The 23,255-nt window shown below is 62.7% G+C and carries 22 protein-coding genes and 1 pseudogene; 16 read left to right on the top strand and 7 right to left on the bottom strand.

From position 1 onward, the window contains the following. The first annotated feature begins 13 nt into the window (after window positions 1-13). The 4 genes from SO156_RS31680 (at window position 14) to SO156_RS31695 (ending at window position 2,147) form a co-directional block, all read left to right on the top strand. Window positions 14-250 carry a hypothetical protein gene (locus tag SO156_RS31680; RefSeq protein WP_458146949.1) on the top strand — a complete coding sequence of 79 codons (237 nt, stop codon included), beginning with the start codon at window positions 14-16 and terminating at the stop codon, window positions 248-250. Between the two features lie 197 nt (window positions 251-447). Next, window positions 448-609, top strand: coding sequence for a hypothetical protein (locus tag SO156_RS31685; RefSeq protein ID WP_498537502.1), 162 nt, complete (start codon window positions 448-450; stop codon window positions 607-609). A gap of 259 nt (window positions 610-868) precedes the next feature. Then, window positions 869-1,033 (top strand): Flp family type IVb pilin, encoded by a 165-nt coding sequence (locus SO156_RS31690; RefSeq protein ID WP_027521278.1) that lies wholly within the window; start codon window positions 869-871, stop codon window positions 1,031-1,033. 409 nt (window positions 1,034-1,442) lie between these two features. Beyond that, window positions 1,443-2,147 carry a DUF4336 domain-containing protein gene (locus tag SO156_RS31695; RefSeq protein ID WP_498537503.1) on the top strand — a complete coding sequence of 235 codons (705 nt, stop codon included), beginning with the start codon at window positions 1,443-1,445 and terminating at the stop codon, window positions 2,145-2,147. Window positions 2,148-2,262: 115 nt separating this feature from the next. Here the strand turns inward: SO156_RS31695 and SO156_RS31700 are convergent, their stop codons facing one another. From SO156_RS31700 to SO156_RS31710, 3 genes are all read right to left on the bottom strand, one after another. Continuing rightward, entirely contained in the window at window positions 2,263-2,436 is a 174-nt protein-coding gene (locus SO156_RS31700; protein ID WP_458146952.1) for a hypothetical protein, read from the bottom strand. A gap of 270 nt (window positions 2,437-2,706) precedes the next feature. Next, the gene (locus SO156_RS31705; RefSeq protein WP_498537504.1) at window positions 2,707-3,900 is read right to left on the bottom strand and encodes a M20/M25/M40 family metallo-hydrolase; all 1,194 of its coding nucleotides are present in this window, start codon (window positions 3,898-3,900) and stop codon (window positions 2,707-2,709) included. Between the two features lie 105 nt (window positions 3,901-4,005). Then, the gene (locus tag SO156_RS31710) at window positions 4,006-4,581 is read right to left on the bottom strand and encodes a CAP domain-containing protein (protein ID WP_498537521.1); all 576 of its coding nucleotides are present in this window, start codon (window positions 4,579-4,581) and stop codon (window positions 4,006-4,008) included. Between the two features lie 90 nt (window positions 4,582-4,671). Here SO156_RS31710 and SO156_RS31715 point away from each other — a divergent pair. From SO156_RS31715 to SO156_RS31745, 7 genes and pseudogenes are all read left to right on the top strand, one after another. After that, window positions 4,672-5,406, top strand: a pseudogene (locus SO156_RS31715) (aldo/keto reductase); the annotation flags it as partial. A 164-nt stretch (window positions 5,407-5,570) separates the two neighbouring features. Next, the gene (locus SO156_RS31720; RefSeq protein WP_498537505.1) at window positions 5,571-7,205 is read left to right on the top strand and encodes a thiamine pyrophosphate-requiring protein; all 1,635 of its coding nucleotides are present in this window, start codon (window positions 5,571-5,573) and stop codon (window positions 7,203-7,205) included. Window positions 7,206-7,224: 19 nt separating this feature from the next. Further along, on the top strand, window positions 7,225-8,943 hold the full coding sequence (locus SO156_RS31725) for an alpha/beta hydrolase (protein ID WP_498537506.1): 1,719 nt from the start codon (window positions 7,225-7,227) through the stop codon (window positions 8,941-8,943). A 213-nt stretch (window positions 8,944-9,156) separates the two neighbouring features. Beyond that, a complete protein-coding gene (locus SO156_RS31730) occupies window positions 9,157-10,497 on the top strand; it encodes an ABC transporter substrate-binding protein (RefSeq protein ID WP_498537507.1) in 1,341 nt (446 codons plus the stop codon). A gap of 123 nt (window positions 10,498-10,620) precedes the next feature. Beyond that, a complete protein-coding gene (locus SO156_RS31735) occupies window positions 10,621-11,646 on the top strand; it encodes an ABC transporter ATP-binding protein (RefSeq protein ID WP_498537508.1) in 1,026 nt (341 codons plus the stop codon). A gap of 31 nt (window positions 11,647-11,677) precedes the next feature. Further along, entirely contained in the window at window positions 11,678-12,607 is a 930-nt protein-coding gene (locus tag SO156_RS31740; RefSeq protein WP_458146958.1) for a carbohydrate ABC transporter permease, read from the top strand. A 1-nt stretch (window position 12,608) separates the two neighbouring features. Beyond that, window positions 12,609-13,454 carry a carbohydrate ABC transporter permease gene (locus tag SO156_RS31745; RefSeq protein WP_498537509.1) on the top strand — a complete coding sequence of 282 codons (846 nt, stop codon included), beginning with the start codon at window positions 12,609-12,611 and terminating at the stop codon, window positions 13,452-13,454. A 27-nt stretch (window positions 13,455-13,481) separates the two neighbouring features. Here SO156_RS31745 and SO156_RS31750 read toward each other — a convergent pair whose 3' ends face one another. Beyond that, on the bottom strand, window positions 13,482-15,065 hold the full coding sequence (locus SO156_RS31750; protein WP_498537510.1) for an MDR family MFS transporter: 1,584 nt from the start codon (window positions 15,063-15,065) through the stop codon (window positions 13,482-13,484). A gap of 183 nt (window positions 15,066-15,248) precedes the next feature. Further along, window positions 15,249-15,764, bottom strand: coding sequence for a YcgN family cysteine cluster protein (locus SO156_RS31755; RefSeq protein ID WP_498537511.1), 516 nt, complete (start codon window positions 15,762-15,764; stop codon window positions 15,249-15,251). 295 nt (window positions 15,765-16,059) lie between these two features. Between SO156_RS31755 and SO156_RS31760 the strand changes: the two genes are divergently transcribed. From SO156_RS31760 to SO156_RS31780, 5 genes are all read left to right on the top strand, one after another. Further along, window positions 16,060-18,339, top strand: a complete 2,280-nt coding sequence (locus SO156_RS31760; protein WP_458146962.1) for a transglycosylase domain-containing protein — start codon at window positions 16,060-16,062, stop codon at window positions 18,337-18,339. Between the two features lie 9 nt (window positions 18,340-18,348). After that, complete coding sequence (locus SO156_RS31765) at window positions 18,349-18,927, top strand: DUF1214 domain-containing protein (RefSeq protein WP_458146963.1); 579 nt, start codon at window positions 18,349-18,351, stop codon at window positions 18,925-18,927. Next, a complete protein-coding gene (locus tag SO156_RS31770; protein ID WP_458146964.1) occupies window positions 18,924-19,508 on the top strand; it encodes a DUF1254 domain-containing protein in 585 nt (194 codons plus the stop codon). Before SO156_RS31765 ends, SO156_RS31770 begins: the two co-directional genes overlap by 4 nt. A gap of 486 nt (window positions 19,509-19,994) precedes the next feature. Next, on the top strand, window positions 19,995-20,306 hold the full coding sequence (locus SO156_RS31775; RefSeq protein WP_458146965.1) for a hypothetical protein: 312 nt from the start codon (window positions 19,995-19,997) through the stop codon (window positions 20,304-20,306). A 219-nt stretch (window positions 20,307-20,525) separates the two neighbouring features. Next, window positions 20,526-21,260, top strand: a complete 735-nt coding sequence (locus SO156_RS31780) for a class I SAM-dependent methyltransferase (RefSeq protein WP_458147021.1) — start codon at window positions 20,526-20,528, stop codon at window positions 21,258-21,260. A gap of 126 nt (window positions 21,261-21,386) precedes the next feature. Here the strand turns inward: SO156_RS31780 and SO156_RS31785 are convergent, their stop codons facing one another. Both SO156_RS31785 and SO156_RS31790 read right to left on the bottom strand, forming a co-directional pair. After that, a complete protein-coding gene (locus SO156_RS31785; protein WP_458146966.1) occupies window positions 21,387-22,235 on the bottom strand; it encodes a metal-dependent phosphohydrolase in 849 nt (282 codons plus the stop codon). Window positions 22,236-22,407: 172 nt separating this feature from the next. Beyond that, window positions 22,408-23,040: a hypothetical protein gene (locus SO156_RS31790; RefSeq protein ID WP_458146967.1), complete on the bottom strand. Its 633-nt coding sequence runs from the start codon at window positions 23,038-23,040 to the stop codon at window positions 22,408-22,410. Window positions 23,041-23,255: the final 215 nt, after the last annotated feature.

Consider the following 23,255-nt stretch of genomic DNA (forward strand, 5'->3'; position numbering starts at 1 on the left):
CGCCCGGCCTGATATGCCCTGGTCGACGTCGTTCGACGAACCAATCCCCCTGCCCAACCGGCGCAAACTGCTCACGCTGCAAGAGGCGGCCGACTACATCATGCAGCTGCCAGAAGACGCGCAGCACGAAGCCCACTGGCAGACCGCCATCGAGACCCTCATCAACGCGGCCGAGACCGGTGGCGGCTGGATGATGTTCGCCCGTATCGCCATGTTGCGGGCGCTGAACGCGGACGGCCGTCACGGATGAGCCCTGCCGGCCCGGTGCCCTTTTGCCGACCCGTTGGCGAACAGGCTCAATAGTCGGTTAAGCGGCGCCGTCGTTTTTCGCTACGGCCGCCTGACCTCACCGTCGCACCGGGTATTCCTACGGAAGAGAAAATTAACCGTCTATTGCCGCTCTGCGCTGCATGGTCGCGCTCTTGATTGAGCCAAGGTCGTACGCCCGTGCAGCAGCAGGACGGCAGGAAAAACTACATCGGGCTCGTGAATGACGCGAGCGACGAAGAGCGCGTCGCCGCCAGTGCCGCGCGATCGCAGCCGCGCATGGTGAACTATCTGGTCGGGCGCCTCGCAGCCGTGCTGAAACGTGGTCGCAAGGGCACGTAGAGACGCGCGATCACGCCTTGCGCCTTCTCGATTCCTTTACCATGCCCAGCCCCTGCAATGCCGCATCCACCCGCAGGGCACCGATTCAAATCCACCTGAATTGAGTGAGGAAACCTTAATTTAATGGGTGCCATCATACAGGCAGCACGCGAGGTCGACCGAACCTGTTATTTTGACGCGCACGAAAAAACTTAATCGACCGATTTACCACTTCGAAAACGACGTCCGCATAGATTAGACGGATCAATAGGAGTCGATGATGGCTTTGCTTAGGTCTTTCCTTGCCGATGAAAGTGGTGCCACCGCCATTGAGTACGGTCTGATCGCCGCCGGCATTGCGCTCGCAATCGTTACGGTTGTGAACAACACGGGCTCGGCACTACTCAATAACAAGTTCAACTCCATCAGCTCAGCGATGAAGTAACCTCAATAGCTGACTGACGCGAACGCCGACTTCCGTTGATCGCACCACGAGATCCGGCCTTGGCACCATGCCGAGCGGCCGAACGACAGTACTGAAGCGCCCTCGCAAGGGCGTCTTGAGGCGACCAGCCACGCCTCGGGCCGCTCATCAATTCCGATCGCCTCCGTCCGCAACCGAAAATGCCGGCCGCGAAAACGTTCCCGCGGCGACGGTCTGGATCGCTTCGCTGCGCTCGCAATGACGGAATGTGGGCACTGTCATCGTTCCTTCAATTCGCATTTCGCCGGATTCTTCATCGAACAAACTCAGGTGCACTCAGTTCTTTGGGATGAAGACTACTGCGATGCGCTGGCACAGGTCTCGTTCCTGCTGGATGCGAATGCGGTCGCACCTCGAGAGATGATTGAGGATGCCCCTCTTCCTTCCCATCGCCGACGATATTTGGATGGTTGATGGCGATATCGTCAAATTTCACGGTTTTGCTTATCCAACCCGCAGCGTAATCGTCCGATTGCGAGATGAGAGCCTCTGGGTCTGGTCGCCGACTGAGCTCACCGAGCGCCTCCGACGCGAAATCGAAACCATCGGTCGGCCCGCGCACTTGGTCAGTCCCAACAAGTTGCATCACCTTTATCTCAGGGACTGGCATGCAGCGTTTCCGGACGCTGAACTGTGGGGACCTGCGTCCACGATAAGGAAGCGTCGCGACCTCTTGTTTCAATCGCCGCTTGTCGATCGACCGCCCGTCGCTTGGGCAGAGCAAATTGACCAATGCTGGGTCCGAGGATCCTTTGCGATGGACGAGATCGTGTTCTTCCACATCCCCTCGCGCACGGCGATCCTGGCGGATCTTTCTGAAAACTTCTCCTCGAAGTGGCTTTCTGAGCACTGGAGACCATGGCAACGACCGCTCGCCCGTCTTTCGAAGATTGTCGAAGGCAAAGGCTACGCTCCGCTCGATTGGCGCCTTACCTTCATTCGCGGGAAGACACTCCGCCAGGCGAAAGCGAAGATCTTGAGCTGGGAGCCATTGAAAGTCATCATGGCCCACGGAGAGTGGCAAAGCGAAGGAGGTCGAGAATTTCTCAACCGCGCTTTCGGGTGGATCGGGTGAATATCCGTGCAGTTCGCTCGCGACAATGCACTCGAACGCCGGACGTCAAACGCGAACCAGGGAAGCTGACGGAAACTCGCAGCACGCTCTGCTTGAGGGGGTTCGAGGCTGCCAATCACCGTGCCTTGGCTGATATGGTTTCCTTGTCCGGGTCTGGTCCGGACTGGATCATGCCATCCTTTCGAATGAGCAGTTCCGCGTCGGGCTCCTTTGCCAGCCGCTCGTAAAACGACCTCAGCTCAGGCCGCAGCCCCTCTCCGCGTTTGGCGATGTCATCAAGCTTGCGCATGGATCAACCATGCCGCGCAACATGCGGTGCATCCACCCGCTTTCCGACAAGGAGATCTTCCGCCTGCCCATCGGTTCTGCTTCCTGCCCTCATGCTTTCATAGATGGCATGACCATAGATGGCATGACGCGGCCATGACAACTCCGAGCGAGTGTGTCACGCCATATCAGGAACGGCGCAGAAACAGGCCACTTGCGGAATCTTGATCAACTCCCGGGCGCGAACGACCCGACCGCACTCCCTCGGACGGTCGCAAAACTGTCCAGCCCCTCACCGCATCGTCGCAAGCTGGACCGCGAGCGCGCAGGCGCGGTCGTATTCGTCGAGGTTGATCCACTCGTCGATGGTGTGCGCCTCGTTCTGCCCTGCACCGAAGGTTACGGTCGGGATGCCGTGGCGGACCATCCAGTTCGCGTCCAGGCCGCCATTGGCGGCGCGGACGGCCGGCGTCCCTCCAACCGCGGACACGGCTTCGATCGCGCGTTTGACGACGGACAGGCTCTCCTTCATGCGGAACGGATAATAGTCGGTCTCGGCCTTGAATTTGATGCGGCCGGATTTGCCTTGCGCGTTGGTGACGCGCTTGGCAGCCTTCTCGAACGCAGCCTTGTAGGCTTTGGTGATCTCCTTGAAAAACTTTCCATCGTGGCTGCGGCTTTCGCCGCGCACGTGCACATAGTCGGTAACGACATTTGTTGCATCGCCTGCGGGGCGGCCCTCACCGCCGGTGACGAGACCGACGTTGCTGGTGCCCTGCCGCTTTCCCTTCACCACCTTGCCGAACCAGCCACCGGCTTTCACCTCGGCGAGCGCAAGCGCGAGGATCATGGTCGAGCTGATCCCGCGCTCCGGCGCGACGCCGGCATGCGAGGCGCGGCCGAAAATCTCGACCTGCCAGCGATCCGCGCCGACGGCGCCGATGGTGACGTTGGAGGCAGAGCCGCCGTCGTAGTTGAAGGCCATGACCGGCGAGCCGAGCTCTTCCGTCTTGACATGACGCGCGCCATAGAGCCCGCTCTCCTCCCGCACGCAGAACAAGAGCGTGATCGGCGGATGATCGAGCTGCTGTTTCGCGAGCTCAGCCGCCAACGTGACGAGAACGCCGCAGCCGCAGCGGTTGTCGCCGCCGAGCGCGGTCTTCGCCGCATTGACGATCTTGCGCCCCGATCGTTTCGGCTTCGCGCCGGCGCACAGCGGCACGGTGTCCATGTGGGTCATGAACATGATCCGCGGCTGGTTGTGCATCGCGCCGCGGCCGGGCAGGTCGACGATGAGGTTGCCGGTCTCGGTCGGCACGGGAATGCGCGTGTTGGCATCGTCGAGGCGGATCGCCCCCGCCGGCACGCCACTGTCTCGCAGCGCCGCCGTAAGCTCGCGCCCGATTGCCGCCTCCTTCCCAGTCACGCCCTCGACGGCGAGGAAGCGCATGAGGCGATCGGTGGCGGCCTGGGTGTCGACGGACATAATGATTCCCTTGATGGACAGTGCCTGCAAGCATCCTTTGCAGCAGCCCGTTCCGCAAGGCTCCTCGCCGCAGTTAGCCCGGCGAATCCGACATCGCCCTCCGCCTCAAATGCAGAGGCTGAGCAGCTTGACGTGGCAATCCTTGGGCTTGGATCCCCCTGAGGGAGCGGTGTCGCGTCTTACGGCGACAACGGGCTCCCTGTCCTTCTTGCCCTTGCCCGGCTTCGGCTCGTAATCGCCGGCGATCACCATGGCCCAATAGGTGCGCTTGCCGCTGGCATTCCTCGCGCTCGCGATCCCGACGCGAGAGGCGTTGTGCAGCAAGAGGTTCTTGCGATGCCCGGAGGAATCGATCCACTGTCCCAGCGTCTTCTCGAAGCTATCGTAACCATAGGCGATGTTTTCCGCAGCGCGCCCCGCATGCGCCGGCGCAACCCGCCTAGTGAACGGGCCAAGGACCTCATGACTGAGATCATCCTTCGCCGCCATCGCACGCGCCTGCTCCAGCGCGATGCGATCCAGCGTTGCATCGCGCACGACGCGAACCTCGCCGTGCTTGAGACGGAATCCGGAGATCAGCTCGGCCGGAGACTCGGCGGCCATGACAGGCGCAGCCAGCAGCACAGAGCCAGCCATCATTCCGCTGACCATACGACGTGTCATAGTCCCCCAGGTGCCCATCGGTCTCCAAGCCCGCGCGATATCCTGCCGCTTCTCCACCTGCAATGTGGACGCTTCAAGGCGCGCGTCAAGCATCGCCTCCATGTGGGCATCGGCTCATCGCGGCAGCATCTGCTCGCTGCGATCGAGGGGTCGCTCAGCCGGCTTGGTACCGACCATATCGACCTGTTCCAGCTCCATGGCTTCGACGCATTTACGCCGCCCGAAGAGGTGCTTGCGACGCTCGATGTGCTCGTGCGCGCCGGCAAGATCCGCTACGTCGGCGTTTCGAACTTCTCCGGCTGGCACCTGATGAAGTCCCTCGCCGTGGCCGACAAATACGGCTATCCGCGCTACGTCGCCAACCAAACCTACTATTCGCTGATCGGACGCGATTACGAGTGGGAGCTGATGCCGCTCGGCATGGACCAGGGGATCGGAGCGGTCGTCTGGTCGCCTCTCGGTTGGGGGCGTCTCACCGGAAAGATACGCCGGGGTCAGCCGAAGCCCGAGGTCAGCCGTTTGCCCAAAACGGCCGACTTTGGGCCGCCCGTGCCTGACGAGCACGTCTATCGTGTCGTGGACGCCATCGACGAGGTTGCCCGGGAAACCGGGAAAAGCGTGTCGCAAATTGCGTTGAACTGGCTGCTCCAGCGTCCGACGGTTTCGACCTTGATCATCGGCGCGCGCAACGAGGCGCAATTGCGCGAAAATCTCGGCGCGGTCGGCTGGTCATTGACCAAGGGTCAGATCGAGCGGCTGGACGCGGCCAGCAAGGTGACGGTGCCCTATCCTTATTGGCACCAGCGAACGACCTTCACTGACCGCAATCCGCCGCCTGTCTGAGACGGGTGAAACAGCGCGCGGGTGGATGGCCGCCGAGCGCGACAGCCCTGCATGGCAGACCTACGGCTGCGCGCGGGCGCGCGCGCTTTACGCTTCCGCGAATTCCTGATCCTCTACCCGACAAACCGGCCGGATCAACCGGCCTGACCCAAGGAAGAGACGCGATGAAGCTCGGCACTGCGATGGCGGAAATTATGAAGCGCGAGGGGATCGATATCCTCTGCGGCTATCCCGTCAATCACCTGATCGAGCACGCGGCGAAGGCGGAGATTCGGCCCGTCATGGTGCGGCAGGAGCGCGTCGGCATCCACATGGCGGATGGGATCTCGCGCGTCACCTCGGGGCGCAGCATCGGCGCCTTCTGCATGCAGCATGGTCCCGGCGCGGAGAACGCCATGGGCGGCGTCGCCCAGTGCTTTGGCGAGTCCGTGCCCGTGCTGGTGCTGCCGATGGGCTATCAGCGCAGGCTCTCGCACATCGAGCCGAACTTCAACTCGAGCGAGGTGATGAAGGCGTTCGCCAAATCGTCCGAGCCGATCATCCTCGCCGCCGAAGTCGCCAACATCTTTCGCCGCGCCTTCACCAAGCTCAAGAACGGCCGCGGCGGTCCTGTCATCGTCGAGATTCCCTCTGACATGTGGAACGAAGAGGTCCCGGAACCACTGAACTACACACCGGTGCTGCGCACCCGCTACGGCGCCGACCCTGTTCATGTGAAGGAAGCTGCGGCGCTTCTGATCAACGCGAAACGGCCCGTGATCTATGCCGGCCAGGGCCTGCACTACGCGCAGGCCTGGCCGCAACTGAAACGGCTGGCCGAGCGGCTTGCGATCCCCGTCACCACCAGCCTCGGCGGCAAGTCGTCGTTTCCGGAAACCCATCCGCTCTCGCTCGGCTCGGGCGGGCTCGCGGTGCCGCGCGCGGTTCCCAAGTTTCTTGCCGAAGCCGACGTGATCTTCGGCATCGGCTGCTCGTTCACCGAGACCAGTTTTGGTATCGCGATGCCCAAGGGCAAGACCATCATCCATTCTACGCTCGATCCGAACCATCTCAACAAGGATGTCGAAGCGAAAGTCGGACTCGTCGGCGATGCCGGCCTCGTGCTCGATGCGCTGCTGGAGGAGATCGGCAAGACGGTTACGTCGGATCGCGACGCATCGGCAGTCGCAGCGGAGATCGCGGCGTCCCACAAGGAGTGGCTCGCAAAGTGGATGCCGAAGCTCACCAGCACCGACGCGCCGCTCAATCCTTATCGCGTGCTCTGGGACCTCCAGCACACCGTCGACATCCACAACACCATCATCACTCATGATGCCGGCAGTCCGCGCGACCAGCTCTCGCCGTTCTGGAGGACGGTCGAGCCCCTCTCCTATATCGGCTGGGGCAAGACCACGCAGCTCGGCTACGGCCTCGGTCTTGCGATGGGCGCCAAGCTCGCAAAGCCCGACAAGCTCTGCATCAATGTCTGGGGCGATGCCGCAATTGGCTTTACGGGCATGGATTTCGAAACCGCGGTGCGCGAACGCATCCCGATCCTGTCGATCCTGCTCAACAACTTCTCGATGGCGATCGAGTTGAAGGTGATGCCGGTCTCGACGGAGAAATATCGCTCGACCGACATATCCGGCGACTACGCCGCGATGGCGCGCGCCTTCGGCGGTTATGGCGAGCGGGTGACGCGGCCAGAGGACATCGGGCCCGCGATCAAGCGCGGCATCCAGAAGACCCGCGACGGCGTGCCGACCCTGCTGGAGTTCATCACCAGCAAGGAGACCGACGTGTCGCGGCCGGGAACATGAGCGACGCCAGCAGGGACACATGAGTGTCGGCAAAAATCTTGCTTGGCTTATCCGGCGGCAGATGCTGTCGCTGTCCGGCGTCGGTCTCATGCTGGGCGCGTTGTTCTTCGCGGCTTCACTCACGCCGACGCTCATTCCACGCAGCTATCTCACGCAGGGCGCGCTGGCCGGCGCCTGCTTTGCGATCGGCTATGCCGCCGGCATCCTCTGGCGCTGGCTGTGGCACTATCTCGAACTGCCCGAGCCTTCGGCGCGCGTTCGATCGACCGCCAACACGCTGGTCGCGGCCGGCTGCCTGCTCGTCGCTATCATTTATCTCTGGCGGGCCGCCGAATGGCAGGACTCGATCCGCGCCGTCATGAAAATGGCTCCGGTCGAGACCGCGCATCCGCTCAAGGTCTGCGCGATCGCGCTGGTCACGTTCGTCGTGCTGCTGGCGCTGGGGCGGCTGTTCGTGCTTGTCGTTCGTTTTCTGGCCGCGTGGAAAAGTCGTGTCATCCCGAGAAAGATCGCAAACGTCCTCGGCGTGCTGATCGCGACGCTCCTGTTCTGGTCGATCGCCAACAATCTCCTGATCGGCACGGCGTTCCGCGCGCTCGATTCGTCCTTCCGCGAATTCGACGCCTTGCTCGAGCCTGAACGGCCGCAGCCGACGGCACCTGGGAAAACGGGAAGCGCGGCATCGCTGGTGAGATGGAATGAGCTCGGGCGCGCGGGCCGCGAATTCGTGGCTTCGGGACCAACGGCAGCCGAGATCAGCGCCTTCACGGGCCGCCCTGCACAGGAGCCGGTGCGCGTCTATGTGGGCTTGAGTGCCCGCGACACGGCGCAGGCGCGCGCGAAGCTGGCGCTGGACGAGCTCAAGCGCCAGCACGGCTTTGATCGCGCGACCCTGATCGTCATCACGCCGACCGGCACCGGCTGGGTCGACCCCGCTGCGATGGGCACCGTCGAGTATCTCCACCACGGCGATGTCGCGAGCGTCGCGATGCAGTATTCCTATCTCAACAGCCCGCTGTCGCTGCTGTTTCAGCCCGAATACGGCGTGGAAGCTGCGCGCGCCCTGTTCTCGGAAGTTTACGGCTACTGGACGACGCTGCCGAGGGACAAGCGGCCAAAACTGTACCTGCATGGTCTCAGCCTCGGCGCCATGAACTCGGAAAGATCCGCCGAGCTGTTCGAGACGATTGGCGACCCCATCGCCGGCGCGCTGTGGAGCGGGCCGCCATTCGAGAGCCACATCTGGCGCTCGGTCACCGCGAACCGCAATGCGGGCTCGCCGGCCTGGTTGCCGGAATTTCGTGACGGCCGCTTCGTGCGCTTCATGAACCAGAACGGGCCGACGGTGCCAGCCGATGCGCCCTGGGGGGCGCTGCGCGTCGTCTATCTCCAATATGCCAGCGACCCGATCGTGCTGTTCGACTACCACGATGCCTACCGAGCGCCAGCCTGGATGAAAGCGCCGCGCGGTCCAGACGTGTCGCCGGAGCTGCGCTGGTATCCTGTCGTCACGATGCTTCAGCTCGCCCTCGACATGGCGGTCGCGACCAACACGCCGATGGGTTTTGGCCATGTCTATGCGCCCGAGCATTACGTCGATGCCTGGGTCGCCGTCACCGATGTCAAGGACTGGTCTGCGGAGGCACTCGCGCGGTTGAAGGACCATCTTGCGACGGCGGCGAGGACGGCAGCCGAGCGCCGCGCCGACGACAATCCCTATGCCGATCGTGGTGGATGAGACATCGCACTTCCGCTTCGTGACGGATCCACTCGAAGGCCGCGGATGGGTCACATCTGTTGACCGGCTTTTGTCGAGATATCGCAGGCCAGATCGCCGCACTATGTTAGCCCAAAAGAGGTACTCAAAAAGAACAATCCAGGGGAGCGAGGCGGATCTCTCATCAGGATCGGCCTGATCTAACCAGGAAACCAAACGGAGGAGGACTCGCAGATGAACACGCGCAATCGTGTCACGCGACGCCGGCTCCTGAAGGACACGGGGCTCGCCCTTCTCGCAGCCGGTTCAGCACCGGTACTTTCGACACCATTCATTTCTCCAGCGATGGCCGACACCAAGACGCTGTCGATCGTGCAGTGGAGTCACTTCGTCCCAGCCTACGACAAATGGTTCGACAATTTCGCCAAGGATTGGGGAACCAAGAACCACGTCGAGGTCACGGTCGACCATATCCCCGTCGGGGATGTTGCCGCACGCGCCGCCGCCGAAGCGTCGGCTGGTTCCGGTCACGATCTGTTTGGATGGAACGGAGCTGGCGGCGCGCATCTCTACCGCAAATTCCTTGTCGATGTGACTGACCTGGTCGAGTCGGTGGAAAAGAAATACGGCAAGATCACCGTGATCGGCCGGCAGATCGGCTACAACCAGGACGACAAAACCTGGTCCGCATTCCCCGACTACTACATCAATTTCCCGGTGATGTACCGCAAGAGCCTTTGGGACGAGATCGGTGTGGTGCCCGATACGTGGGACAATGTGCGGATCGGCGGCGCGAAGCTGAAGCAGAAGGGCAACCCGGTCGGAATTTCGCTCGGCCACAGCAACGATCCGAATACGACCTGGCGCGGCCTGCTCTGGAGTTATGGCGGCGCATTCCAGGACGAGAGCGGCAAGCATGTCGTGCTCGACACCAAGGAGTCGGTCGAGGCGGTCAAGTTCGTCGCCGCCCTCTACAAGGAGGCCATGACGGGAGATGTGCTTTCGTGGAACGACGCCAGCAACAACCAGTACATCGACTCCGGCGTCAGCTCGCTGATCATCAACCCGATCTCCGCCTATCGGACAGCCCAGCAGCTCAACAAGAAAGTCGCCGACGACATCTTCGTCATGAAGCCACCCAAGGGCCCCGTGCGTCAAATCATGGGCGGTGCCGCCGAGTTCTACGGCGTCTGGAAGTTCGCTAGGAACAAGGAGGCGGCACTCGAGTTCCTGAAATACTATGCCGACAACTGGATCGAGGCTTTCAAGGCGAGTTCGGGTTACAACAACCCGATCTTCGCCAACATCGTCCCGAAACCGATGCCGCTGCTGTCCGACGACCCGACCTCGACACCGCGTGACAAGCTGTCCGTCCTGCAGACCTCCGACGAATGGTCCGCCGTGCCCGGCTATCCGGGGCCGGCGTGGCCAGCCACTGACGAGATCTATAACGACTTCATCGTCTGCGACATGATGGCAAAGGCGGCGACCGGGGCGATGACCGCCGAACAAGCCGTCAAATGGGCCGCGCAGCAATGCGAGGGCATCCTCGACAAGTGGCTGCATAGAGCTTGAGCGCCGCGCGTGCGAACCGCATGCACATGCGGTTCGCACGGAGGCTCCAGATGAACATCGGGCATAGAACGCGACCGGTCCTTCCGGAAGATTTCCGCGTGGGCCGATACCTGGAATTCCACAATGGCCGCAGTGTCCGCCAGAAAGATTTTCAAGAAGTTTGACGACGTTCTCGCCGTCGACGGCATTACGCTTACGGTGCCGAACGGCGAGTTCATGGTCCTGCTGGGGCCATCCGGCTGCGGGAAGACGACCTTCCTGCGCATCGTCTGCGGGCTCGAGCGACAGACGAGCGGCGACCTCCTGATCGGCGGCAACCTCGTCAATGACGTACCGCCGCGCGCCCGCGGCGTCGCTATGATGTTCCAGAGCTACGGGCTCTATCCGCACTATACGGTGCGCAACAACATCGCCTTTCCCCTGAAGACGCAACGCGTTCCCCGTACAGAAATCGACAAGAAGGTGAACTGGGCGGCGAGCCTGCTCGGGATCTCGCAACTGCTCGATCGCCGGCCGCGCCAGCTCTCCGGTGGCGAGCGCCAGCGCGTCGCGCTCGCACGCGCGCTCGTGCGTGAGCCGACGGCGCTATTGCTCGACGAGCCGTTGTCCAACCTCGACGCCAAGATGCGCGCCTCGGCCCGCCAGGAGATTCGGCAATTCCAGCAACGCGTCGGGATCACGACGATCTACGTGACGCACGACCAGGTGGAAGCGATGGGTATGGGCGATCGCATCGCCGTCATCGATCATGGGCAGATAAGACAGGTCGGAACGCCGGTGGAAATCTACGAAAATCCGGCCGATCGCTTCGTCGCGACCTTTGTCGGCACGCCACCGATGAACCTGCTCGCACGCAACGGCGGGTATCTCGGCTTTCGACCCGAGAACTTTCTTCCAAGGGAAATGATCAGTGGCGACGACGCGGCGGAGTTCTCATTCCGGGTCGATCGCTCCGAATATCTCGGTTCGGAACGAATCGTCTATGGCGCCGTCGAGGGCTTCGATCCGGCGCAGGTGATCGCCGCGAAGTTGCCCCCGGCGCATGTTGCCGAGGAAAGCATCCGCGCGGGAGAGTGGCACCGCTTCGCCGTACGCCGCGGTGCATTGCGGTATTTCGACGCGGACGGCAAGCAGGCCATATCTCACTAGAACGGGGTCTCACCAGAACAGGTCGCCTTCAATGGTCTCGGTCGCCGAACCTATCGCCAAGCCGGCATCGCGCTTCCGCTTCATCCTGGATCGGCGCGACGTGCTCGGCAGCGTCATGGTCGCGCCCGCGATCCTCTACGTGCTCTTGCTGGTCGGCCTGCCCTTTCTGCTCGCGGTCTATTACTCGGTCAGCGCCTATACGATCTACGATCCGTCCTGGCGCTTCGTGGGCCTTTCGAATTTCAGACAGATCATCAATAATCCGGTCTTTCAGGAAACGCTGGCCAATACTTTTCTCTTCACCTTCGGGTCTCAGCTTCTCGGACTCGTGCTCGGCAAATTCGGCGCGCTTCTGCTGCTGCGACCGTTCCCGGGCCGCAAGATCGTCCGGGCGCTGATCATCCTGCCGTGGGCCGTGCCCATCGCACTCGCCACCGTCGCCTGGGAGTGGATGTTCGATTCGCTCTACAGTGTCATCAACTGGACGCTGATCTCGCTCGGCATCATCACCCGCTCCGAGGCGCCAAACTGGCTCGGCAACCCGCATCTGGCGATGCTGTCCGTGATCGTCGTGAATGCCTGGCGGTTCTTTCCATTCGCGATCGTCATCTTTCTTGCCGGCATCACCTCTGTCCCGCAGGACGTCATCGATGCCGCGACGGTGGATGGCGCGGGCTTCTGGCGACGCAACTACCAGATCGTCCTGCCGATGATCCTGCCGATTGTCGCCGTCGGCCTCATCTTCGGCATCGTGTTTACCTTTACCGACCTTTCCGTCGTGTTTCTGTTGACCAATGGCGGTCCGGTCGGCGCGACGTCCGTGCTGGGGTTCGAGGGCTTCCAGGTCGGCATCGTCTCCGGCGATGTGTCGCATGGTGCCGCAATCTCGTTGTTCATGCTGCCAGTGCTGTTCTTCGTGGTCATCGGCATGCTGCGCTACATCCGACGGCGGGAGATCTGACATGCGGCGCGCCCTCCTCAACTTCGCGGGCGAAGGCGCGTTCTACAGCGCGGTGGCGGCCTTCGTCGTGCTGACCGCCTTTCCGTTCTACTGGATGCTGATCACCTCGTTGAAGAGCAACCCCGATCTCTACAACGTCACCAATATTCCCTTCTGGTTCAACGAGGCGCCGACGCTCGAGCACTTCCAGTATCTGTTCGAGCAGACACTGTTCGCGCGCTGGCTCTTCAATTCGCTTATCATCGGTCTTTGTGTCGTCGCGATCACGCTCGTCGCCGCGCTGCCTGCGGGTTACAGCCTGGCGCGGATGGTCGGCCGGAACGGCGAGGCGCTCGGTATCGGCATTTTCCTGACCTATCTGGTTCCGCCGACCCTTCTGTTCCTGCCACTCTCGCGCATCGTCGCCTCGCTCGGCCTGCAGAATTCGATGTGGTCGCTGGTGCTGGTCTACCCGACCTTCACGATCCCGTTCTGCACCTGGCTGTTGATGGGATTCTTCAAGACGATGCCTGTCGAAATCGAGGAGGCTGCGATCGTCGACGGCTGCAGCCTGTTCGGTGCTTTCGTCAGGATGGTGCTCCCGTTGTCGCTGCCAGCCATTCTGACGGCGGTGATTTTCACCTTCACGCTGACCTTGCAGGAATTCGTCTATGCGCTGACGTTTATCTCCGCTTCGGCGCAGAAGCCGGTCACGCTCGGTGTGGCCACAGATCTGGTCCGCGGCGACATCTTCTTCTGGGGAGAGATCATGGCGGGCGCATTGATTGCCAGTATTCCCGTGGCCATCGCCTACAATCTGTTCCTTGATCGCTTCATCTCCGGCATCACGGGCGGTGCTGTCAAATAGCCGGATCGCTTGGCGCGCAGCCAGCCGCTACTCCGCCATCTCGACCGGTTGCGCGGTCGCAGGTCCCGCGAGCGGCCGCTCCTCCATCAGGATCAGGCAGAGCGAGGCGAGTGCCATCATTGCGGCCGCCGCGCCGAAGACGTAGCGGAACGCGGTCATCATGTCGGCCGAGGGAATCGCGTTGATCGCACCATGATGCTCACCGGCGAGCGGAACGTCGGCGCCGAGCGCGATCAGCAGGATGGCCGCAAACGCTGCGACCGTGAACGAGGACATCAGCGAACGGAAAAAGTTCATCGCACCGGTGATGGTGCCGACCTGGGCTCGAGCGACCGAATTTTGCAGCGAGACCACGCAGACCGGGAAGGTCGTACCGAGGCCGAGCGCGAACGCGGCCATCAAGACCAAGAGAGCCCACAGCGGCAGCGTGGAGAATGTCAGGCCCAGTCCGCACAGCGCGGCCCACGATGTACCGACGACGGCGACGCGCTTGTAGTGCTTCGCGCGCGCCATGGTGCGGCCGGCGATCGCCGCGCCGCAGGTCGAGACCGCAGCGAGCGGAATGAGCGCAAGTCCCGCCTCGCTGGCGCTGAGATGGTAGACGGACTCGTAATAGAGCGGCAGCTGCACGGTGAGACCGGTCATCGCACCCAGCGCGCAGCCGCCGGCCGTCAGCGCGTAAGGCGCCACCGTTCCGCGGAGCAGCGGCAACGGCAGGAATGGCTCGTCCGCCCGCCGCGCGTGCCACACGAAGGTGACGGCGAGCGCGACCGCGGCGCCGATCATCGCGATCACTGTCGGCGAGAGCCAAGGATAACGCGTGCCGCCCCAGGTCAAGACCAGCATGAAGACCACCGCGGATGCCATCAGGAGCACGCCACCGAACCAGTCGACCTTACGCTTGCGGTGGAAGACAGGGATCTTGCCCATCTTCGGCAGCAGCAGCGCCAGCGCAGCGGCTGCGAGCGGCAGGTTGATCCAGAAGATCATCGACCAGTGCAGATGCTCGGCGAACACGCCGCCGATCACGGGACCGAGGATTCCGCCCACCAGCCAGACGCTGGAGAAATAGGCCTGGTACTGGCCGCGTTCGCGCGGTGAGACCACGTCGGAGATCACGGTCTGTACCACCGGCATGATACCGCCGCCGCCAAGGCCCTGGAGGCCGCGCGCCAAGATCAGAATCGGCATGTTCGGCGCGACCGCGCACAGGATCGATCCCGCCACGAACAGGCTGAGAGAGGTGATCAGCATGGCGCGGCGGCCGTAGATGTCGCTGAGCGTGCCGAACACCGGCGCCACCGCGGTGCCGGCCAGCAGATAGGCCGTGATCACCCAGGAAAGGTTGGAGACATCGCGGAACTGGCGCCCGATGGTCGGCAGCGCGGTCGCCACGATGGTCTGGTCGAGTGCCGCCAGAAACATCGTCAGCATCAGGCTGATGACGATGGTGCGGACCTCGTCCTTGGTCAGCGCCGCCGGCGGAGCGATGGAGGGGGCGTCGTCGACGCTCAAGACCTCGGTCGGAAGGCGGGATAGCTCTTCAGCGATGTCATCAGGCAATGGCCCGATGTCGGCAGGTTGATGGCTCTGCCGTGCAAACTTGTTCATTTCGGACGTAGTTCTTGGTTGCAGCGCAACGCCGCGATGGAATCGTTCTATGAATGGCAATGTAGGCAGCAAATCCTCATCGAGGCAGGCACCTCGACGCATGGGAGCATCCCGCCCCGGGGTCATCCCGAAGACGTGATCGGTTCGGAGTCGGGAACGGTCGTCAGGTCTTGTCAGGCCTTGTCAAGCCTTGGGCGGCCGCCGTAGCCGCGCCCGCTTCGGCAGCAGCGCCGGCCACTCGACGATGTGATCCTCGAGTTCCTCGTCCGGGATCTCGTCCTCGCTGCCTTCGACCCGGCCGCGCACGGAGACACCAGCCTCATGCACGGTATTCGGATCACCTGAGATCAGCGGATGCCACCAATAGAGGTCGCGCCCTTCGGCGACGAGCCTGTAGCCGCAGCTCGGCGGCAGCCAGTTGAGGGTTCGGACGTTGGCCGGCGTCAGGCGCACGCAGTCCGGCACCTTCTCGGACCGATTCGGGTAGTCCTTGCAGGCGCAGGTGCCCGCATCGAGCAGCTTGCAGCCGACATGGGTGAAATAGATGTCGCCGGTGTCCTCGTCCTCGAGCTTGTTCAGGCAGCAGCGTCCGCAGCCGTCGCAAAGGCTTTCCCATTCAGCCTCCGACATCTGCTCCAACGTCTTGGTTTTCCAGAAGAATCCTTCCTGGACTGAAGGTCGCTTGGGAGCTGCGGTCATTGCGTCTTCAACTGGTTTCATAAGACAATCGGCCAAAGCCATCTAGGGCGCGAGCCGATGGCGCTGCAAGCAGCGCCGTGGAGGTTCCGTAAAGATGCGGGGCCAATTAGGCCTGTCGTTCAAAATCGCGAGCCTGACCATTGGTTTATGGCCCCCGCTCGGCTAGAACAACCTGCGAGTCCCCCGAAGGACGCAATTGGGCGCCTTGGGTTTGCCGCAACACTCCCTCAAGACGTCTCGATGCCGCCCCGGCCGGGTGCTTGAACGCTTTCGAACCGAGCCTCAAGGGTTCTAGGTGCGCCAGATCATACCACCGCATTGGAAGAGCAAGGTCCGGAATTTCTTCCTGGATCTCGATGCGCGCATCGATTCCTCGCTGTTCTCCTCGGCCAAGGGCCTCCGCGAGCTCTACGAGCGCTACTCGACCTTCATGGACCGCTTCTATGTCGGGCGGTGGAAGCGCTGGGTGTTCATCGAGCCACTGTCGGAGGCCGCCACGCTCGGCCTCGGCGGGCTCGTGCTGCTGCTCACCCTCGCCATCCCGGCCTTCCGCGAGACGGCGGATGAGGACTGGCTGAAGAAGTCCGACCTCGCGGTGACCTTCCTCGACCGCTACGGCAACCCGATCGGCAGCCGCGGCATCAAGCACAACGACTCGATCCCGCTGGAAGACTTTCCTGACGTGCTGATCAAGGCGACGCTCGCCACCGAAGACCGCCGCTTCTACGACCATTTCGGCATCGACATCGCCGGCACCGCGCGCGCGCTCGTCACCAACGCCCAGGCCGGCGGCGTCCGCCAGGGCGGCTCCTCGATCACCCAGCAGCTCGCCAAGAACCTGTTTTTGAGCAACGAGCGCACCATCGAGCGCAAGATCAACGAGGCCTTCCTCGCGGTCTGGCTGGAATGGCGGCTGACCAAGAACGAGATTTTAAAGCTATATCTGGACCGCGCCTATATGGGCGGCGGCACCTTCGGCGTCGACGGCGCGGCGCATTTCTATTTCAACAAGTCCGCCCGCGACGTGACCCTCGCGGAAGCCGCGATGCTCGCCGGCCTGTTCAAGGCCCCAACCAAATACGCGCCCCACATCAACCTGCCCGCCGCCCGCGCCCGCGCCAACGTGGTGCTCGACAACCTCGTCGATGCCGGCTTCATGACCGAGGGCCAGGTGTTCGGCGCCCGCCGCAACCCGGCCTTCGCGGTCGACCGCCGCGACGAGGCCTCGCCGAACTACTATCTCGACTACGCCTTCGACGAGATGCGCAAGCTCGTCGACACCTTCCCGAAATCCTACACCGAGCGCGTCTTCGTGGTCCGCACCGCGATCGACACCAATGTGCAGAAGGCCGCGGAAGAAGCCATCGAGAACCAGCTTCGCCAGTTCGGCCGCGACTATCACGCCACGCAGGCCGCGACCGTGGTCGCCGATCTCGACGGCGGTATCCGCGCCATGGTCGGCGGCCGCGACTATGGCGCAAGCCAGTTCAACCGCGCGACCGACGCCTATCGGCAGCCCGGCTCATCGTTCAAACCCTATGTCTACACGACGGCGCTGCTGAACGGGTTCACGCCGAACTCGAAAGTGGTCGACGGCCCGGTCTGCATCGGCAATTGGTGTCCGCAGAACTATGGCCACTCCTATTCCGGCTCGGTGACGCTGACGCAGGCGATCACCCGCTCGATCAACGTCGTGCCAGTGAAGCTCTCGATCGCGATGGGCGGCAAGGAAGGTCCGAAGGCGGGCCGCGCCAAGATCGTGGAGGTCGCCCGCCGCTTCGGCATCAAGGCGCCGCTGCCCGACACGCCGTCGTTGCCGATCGGCTCCGACGAAGTCACCGTGATCGAGCACGCAGTGGCGTATGCGACCTTCCCCAACAAGGGCAAGGCCGTGACGCCGCATTCCGTGCTTGAAGTGCGCACCGGTGCCGGCGATCTGGTCTGGCGCTGGGACCGCGACGGTCCGAAGCCGCGGCAGGCAATTCCGGCTAACATCGCCGCCGACATGGCCGGCATGATGAGCCACGTCGTCAGCGAGGGCACCGCGCGGCGCGCCGCGCTCGACGGCATTCCGACCGCAGGCAAGACCGGCACCACCAATGCCTATCGCGACGCCTGGTTCGTCGGTTACACCGGCAACTTCACCTGCGCGGTCTGGTACGGCAATGACGATTACTCGCCGACCAACCGCATGACCGGCGGCTCGCTGCCGGCGCAGACCTGGCACGACATCATGGTCGCGGCCCATCAGGGCGTCGAGGTCCGGGAAATTCCCGGCATCGGCATGGGCCAGAAACTGCCGCCGCAGCCGAAGGAAGCCAACGCCCAGGCCAATGCAGCGCCGAAGGTGCTGGAGACCAAGCCCGGTCCGCCGCCGGTCCTGACCAAGCGTGGCGCCGATATCCTGGTGCGGGTGGAGAAGCTGCTCGACGACGCCGCTAAAACGACCACCAAGACGACGTCCGACGACACGGCGAAGCCGGCCAAGCCCGCCTCGCCGTCCAGCGCGCTCGCTTTCCCGCAGAACTATGCGGCGGAGGAGAACGCGACCTCGTCCGGCCCGCGCAAGAACTGACCTGATCCCGTGCGGCTGATCATCATCACATTGACGGCCCTTTTGCTCGCGACCGCGGTCGGCGTCGGCGCGACCTGGATGACGACGACGCGCGGCACCGACATCGGCGCACTCACCATCGGCGCCTGGACTGCGCGTCCGCGCACCGGCACGGCCGACGTCGACCCCTATTCGCGCGCCACCATCGTGCGCAATGGCGAGCTGCCGATCGGCACCGGCGACGGCGTCGCGTTCACCGCGACTACCGACGACAAGAAGAAGGCGCTCGACGGCCGCTGCGACGTGATCGTCTCCGGCGTGACTCCGCCGGCGCGGTTCTGGACGCTGACGCTCTACGACCGCAAGGGCCACCTCGTCGCCAACTCGCTGCAGCGCTACGGCTTCACCAGCCAGGAGATCGTGCGGCAGTCGGACGGCACGTTCGAGATCCACATCGCCTCGCGTTCCCGCTCCGGCAACTGGCTGCCGACCGGCGGCATCGAGCGCTACGCGCTGATGCTCCGCCTCTACGACACGCCGGTCGGGGTTGCGACCCGCACCCAGCGCGACGCGCCGATGCCACAGATCGCGACGGCGGGTTGCCCATGATCCGGCTCGCTTTCACCATTCTCGCGGGCATCCTGCTCGGCCTCATCGTTCACCTCGTCAGCGTGCTTGCGCTGCCGCGCATCGCGACCCAGGACGCCTATTCGCGGCTGACGCCCGTGACCCAGGAAAACTCCGTCACGCAGCTACCGCTCGCCGATCCCAATACATCGCCGATGCCGTTCATGGATCCGGCCTTTGCGCTGGCGATCTGCCGCTACGATCTCTCCGGCGGCCCCTTGAAGCTGAAGGTGCCGGTGAGCCAGTCCTACACCTCGGTGTCCTTCTACACTCGCAACGAAATCGCCTATTACGCGATCAACGACCGCTCCGCCGGCAAGAAGGTGATCGAGCTCGACCTGATGACGGAAGCCCAGCACGACGCGCTGCCCGAGGACGAGGAGGTCACGGCGGCCGACCGGCTGATCATCGATTCACCGAGCGCGACCGGCCTGATCGTGATGAAGGCGCTCGCCGCCGAGCCCGGCCTGATGCCGCAGGCACAGGCCTCGCTGGCGGCTGCGACCTGCGCGCCGCAGACCGACGCGCCCGCCAAGGCCGAGGCCCCGCGCGGGCGGCGTTGAGCGGCCCGTTTCGGGGGCTGATCCAAAAAACCGGAAAACAACCCCATGCACAGTAGCGGAGGGCCGGAGAACGGTCCTGATCTGCCCGGTTTGGGATCTCATCATCAATCTCAGGCTGGCCAGGACGCTCGGGCTCGACGTTCCGCCAACGCTGTTTGCGCGTGCAGACGAAGTCATCGAATGTAAGCGGCCACCTCGGTGTAGTTGAGGCTCGACGCGAGAACGCGGACCCGCGCCTCGCCCCGGCCGGCGGTCGGCAGAGGAGCGTCGACGACCTCTATTCACTCGGCATCAGCGAAGCGGCTGACTTGAACAACTCGATGGCGCTGCTCCCTCAGAGGACCCCTTGCAGTGTCGCAATTCAAGGGCATGCACACCGCCGCCAAGCTGGGAACAGGGATTGATCCAGATCAAGCCTGAGGCTGCCCTGTTTGGAATTCTCCTCGTCGTTAGATGAGCCATCATAATTTATCAATGGAGGGGAAAATGCCTGCAGTTGTTATGCAGTTCGTTTCACATCCAAAGCCCGGTAGCGATCTTGCGACAGTCTTACAGCTTGCAAAGGACGGTGCAGTGCTTTGGAGAAAGCACGGGGCCGAGGTTAGCTATTGGTCAGTGATAGGTGGCGAGGTTGGGAACTACGCCTTCGTCGCTCGCTTCGATAGTATAGAGGCTTATGGCCGCACCTTGGCTTCACTTGGTGCCGATCCAGCTTTCGCAGAATTTCAATCCAAGCGGCTGAAGGCTGGGCAATCGGATTGGGTACGCTCCAACATGTCCATCCAAGTTGATATCTGACTGAACTCCCTCTCTCCTGAATGCGAGACCGCCTTCGGGCGGTCTCTTGCCGTCTATCGCGGCGAGGTCATCGAATAGATCATTTCCGGTCACGACCTTGGTCGAAATTGCATTAAACTCCGTTCCCGACGTTTCCGGCATGTGGTTGAAGAGATGACCCTGGCTCCTCTTTGGCAAGGTGGAGGGCCGTACCTCACACCTGGCAGACCCACAATCACGCTGGTCCGCATAGTGACGCTCCTCGTGGCGCTGGGCATCACTCACGCATGCGCCGCTGACATTGGTTATCTGAGCTCGCCCGGAATTCCTGCGAAGGAGTTTCCCTCACCTTGGCGTCCGGTTGCGCCGATCGCCAGCCCAAGCCGCGCTGCCGAGGAGCACCGCGACTCCCTGGACGAGGCCGGTGAGGTCGCCCGTCTTCTTGAGCTGAAACCAGGCATGACGGTCGGCGATATTGGTGCAGGCAGCGGCTACTACACGATCCGCCTCTCATACCTCGTCAGCCCCAAGGGTTCGGTCGTCGCCCAGGACGTCACGCGGGATTACCTCATGGAGCTCAGCAGGCGCACGGCCCGACTGGGGCTGACAAACGTCACATTTGCGCTGGGCGAACCACACGACCCCCGCCTGCCCGCTTCCTCGCTGGATGCCGCCATCCTCGGGCACATGTATCACGAGATAGCCCAACCTTACGCTTTCCTCTTCAATCTCGCGCCGGCCTTGAAGCCGGGGGCGCGGATCGGAATTGTCGATTTCGAACGTCCGACCTCAAGACATGGCACGCCGATTGAGCTGTTGCGTTGCGAACTGACCGCCGTTGGCTATGGCGAGGTGGCCACATATCAGCTTGCAGGCGATGGCGGCTACCTGGCGGTGTTCGTTCCGCCGCAAGGAGTGAGTCGAAAATCTCCCCGCGATATCATCGCTTGTACAGATCCTGCCGGCCCTCGCTGATGATGGTTACTGCGGGCCGACACGCATCCCAGCGGTATCGCGCATCGCGAACGTACCAAGACATCGATTCATTGGCCCGGTCTTGCCCGAAAGGCTCAGCTTCCTAAAATTTGGACGACAGCGCAGTCACAGCTGTGGCCCGGATAAACCCGGTTCGCGTTCAGCTCGGAAGACGTTGCTATAGAGATTCGCTATCCATTGCCGTCCGCTCGAGGTGATATTGAGATAGCGGATGGCGCTCTGAATTTGCGGGGCGACATTGTTCCAATAGAACTGCGGGTACTTGTAAACGACATCGGCAGGTGTTTCGTAGCCGAGCTTCTTGTTCAGCCCGGCTTCCTCAAACTCGTAGAACAGTGCATTCGATTTTCTCAGATAGTTGGGGTCGCCAAGCTGACCGATAAGATCGGCAGCGCGCAGGAGCATACCTTCCTCTTCGATCAGTTCGTCGTTTGAAGAAGACTCCGTGTATGGAAAGCGCGTGAATTCAATGGCTCGCGCAATTCGGCTTGCATCGACCTCCTCGATACCGTCGAAGCGCTCGGAGGCGAATAACTTTGAGCGGTCCACATGATAGGGTGCGAGCGAGGCGTCCGATGCTCCTCTTGGGAGACGAATTGTACGGCCGGTCAGATCTGCGACATAGGAGTCTTCGCTATCTCCTTGAACGATCCCGCGGACGTATCCGATATCGTGGGTGAGGCAGGCCAGGATGAAGCTTGCGTAGTCCACGGCTGTTGTCGGCAGCAACAACATTCGTCCCATGAGGATATCGTGCCCCGCAAGGGTAACGAGCATGGTGTGCTCAATGTCGTGATACAGGGCGTCGCTGTTGCCGATGCATTCCAATGTAAGTCTGGCTGCAAACGGAAGCACTTCGGTCAAGCGGGCATGCGAGGAACCAAACCTGTCTCGCGTATCAGACGTCAGGAACGATGATAAAGTCTGCGCCAACAGTTCTGGAATCGTGATCATCTGAACACCCGTCAGTATGTGCGCACGACAACGGCTCGTCTCGCCAACCTAGGGCCCTGACTCTTGTTCGGAAAGCTTGACCTAAATCAAAGGTCGTCTCAGCGAGTTCAGCTCGCCGCCGGAGCCGATCCGAGACGTACGGTTCAGGCCGCAGCCTCTGGCAACTGAAAGATCACCTCAACTGGTGCAAAAGTACGGCCCACCGAATGGTTCGGCTCGCACTCAAGACGGAGACCAGCCCCAGCGCCATCAGCAGCGTGCCAAGCCAGGTCCAGACCCGCCCATCATCGCCCGCCTCTGTCGTCGGAAAGGCGACCGGCATCGCCAAAGGCGCAGAGGCGGCAATCAAGTCCCCGGCGACCGGCGCGGCCGCCAGAAGCGCCTCGACGTCGACCTGACGCGGCGTGGTGTGGTCGGGCGTGAGCCGGTCCTCCTCGCGGTTGGGAGCCCGCACCGGCGACACGAGGGGCGGCGCGATCCCGGCAGCGAGGACGGGACTGGCATCTGCCACCTGCTCGGGGGCGGACGGGCTCGGACGAGACGTATCCGGCGGTACGGAGCGCTGCAGCTCCGCACGCGCATCCGCCACCGCCTGCCGCTTGCGCGCCGCAGTCTCTTTCTCCTCGGGTGCGGCGACACGTGGTTTGGCAGCGCCATGCTGAGCCGGCTTCTTCACCGTCGCGGTCCCTTCGGCAGCCTGGAACCAGCATTTGCGGCGGCCCTCAAACCGATAAACCCAGTGTTGCCCCTCGGCGACCGACTTGCCGGGTCGCAGCAAGCACTCCTCTTCCGCGGGAGTGGGCACGGGGGCTGTTGCGGGAGCGGCGTCGAATAAGCCGGCGAAAGGGTTCGAAGACGCAGGCGACGTCGAGAGACCAGCAAGAAGCACAAAAGCGGCGAAACAAAATCGCAAATGACCGGACATGAAAAACCCCGGTGTTGCGCCCCCACCCGTACGAGCTTTGGCCGCGACCTAGGTCGCAATGCGACCTAAATCCGGCGATGCGGTGGATTCATTCT

Source organism: Bradyrhizobium sp. UFLA05-125, assembly GCF_059803515.1.

Excerpts from the sequence above, each read along its gene's own strand:
- SO156_RS31680 (WP_458146949.1), top strand. The coding sequence starts at position 14 with ATGCCCTGGTCGACGTCGTTCGACGAACCAATCCCCCTGCCCAACCGG.
- SO156_RS31690 (WP_027521278.1), top strand. The coding sequence starts at position 869 with ATGGCTTTGCTTAGGTCTTTCCTTGCCGATGAAAGTGGTGCCACCGCC.
- SO156_RS31695 (WP_498537503.1), top strand. The coding sequence starts at position 1,443 with ATGCCCCTCTTCCTTCCCATCGCCGACGATATTTGGATGGTTGATGGC.
- SO156_RS31700 (WP_458146952.1), bottom strand. The coding sequence starts at position 2,436 with ATGCGCAAGCTTGATGACATCGCCAAACGCGGAGAGGGGCTGCGGCCT.
- SO156_RS31705 (WP_498537504.1), bottom strand. The coding sequence starts at position 3,900 with ATGTCCGTCGACACCCAGGCCGCCACCGATCGCCTCATGCGCTTCCTC.
- SO156_RS31710 (WP_498537521.1), bottom strand. The coding sequence starts at position 4,581 with ATGGGCACCTGGGGGACTATGACACGTCGTATGGTCAGCGGAATGATG.
- SO156_RS31720 (WP_498537505.1), top strand. The coding sequence starts at position 5,571 with ATGAAGCTCGGCACTGCGATGGCGGAAATTATGAAGCGCGAGGGGATC.
- SO156_RS31725 (WP_498537506.1), top strand. The coding sequence starts at position 7,225 with ATGAGTGTCGGCAAAAATCTTGCTTGGCTTATCCGGCGGCAGATGCTG.
- SO156_RS31730 (WP_498537507.1), top strand. The coding sequence starts at position 9,157 with ATGAACACGCGCAATCGTGTCACGCGACGCCGGCTCCTGAAGGACACG.
- SO156_RS31735 (WP_498537508.1), top strand. The coding sequence starts at position 10,621 with ATGGCCGCAGTGTCCGCCAGAAAGATTTTCAAGAAGTTTGACGACGTT.
- SO156_RS31740 (WP_458146958.1), top strand. The coding sequence starts at position 11,678 with ATGGTCTCGGTCGCCGAACCTATCGCCAAGCCGGCATCGCGCTTCCGC.
- SO156_RS31745 (WP_498537509.1), top strand. The coding sequence starts at position 12,609 with ATGCGGCGCGCCCTCCTCAACTTCGCGGGCGAAGGCGCGTTCTACAGC.
- SO156_RS31750 (WP_498537510.1), bottom strand. The coding sequence starts at position 15,065 with ATGAACAAGTTTGCACGGCAGAGCCATCAACCTGCCGACATCGGGCCA.
- SO156_RS31755 (WP_498537511.1), bottom strand. The coding sequence starts at position 15,764 with ATGACCGCAGCTCCCAAGCGACCTTCAGTCCAGGAAGGATTCTTCTGG.
- SO156_RS31770 (WP_458146964.1), top strand. The coding sequence starts at position 18,924 with ATGATCCGGCTCGCTTTCACCATTCTCGCGGGCATCCTGCTCGGCCTC.
- SO156_RS31775 (WP_458146965.1), top strand. The coding sequence starts at position 19,995 with ATGCCTGCAGTTGTTATGCAGTTCGTTTCACATCCAAAGCCCGGTAGC.
- SO156_RS31785 (WP_458146966.1), bottom strand. The coding sequence starts at position 22,235 with ATGATCACGATTCCAGAACTGTTGGCGCAGACTTTATCATCGTTCCTG.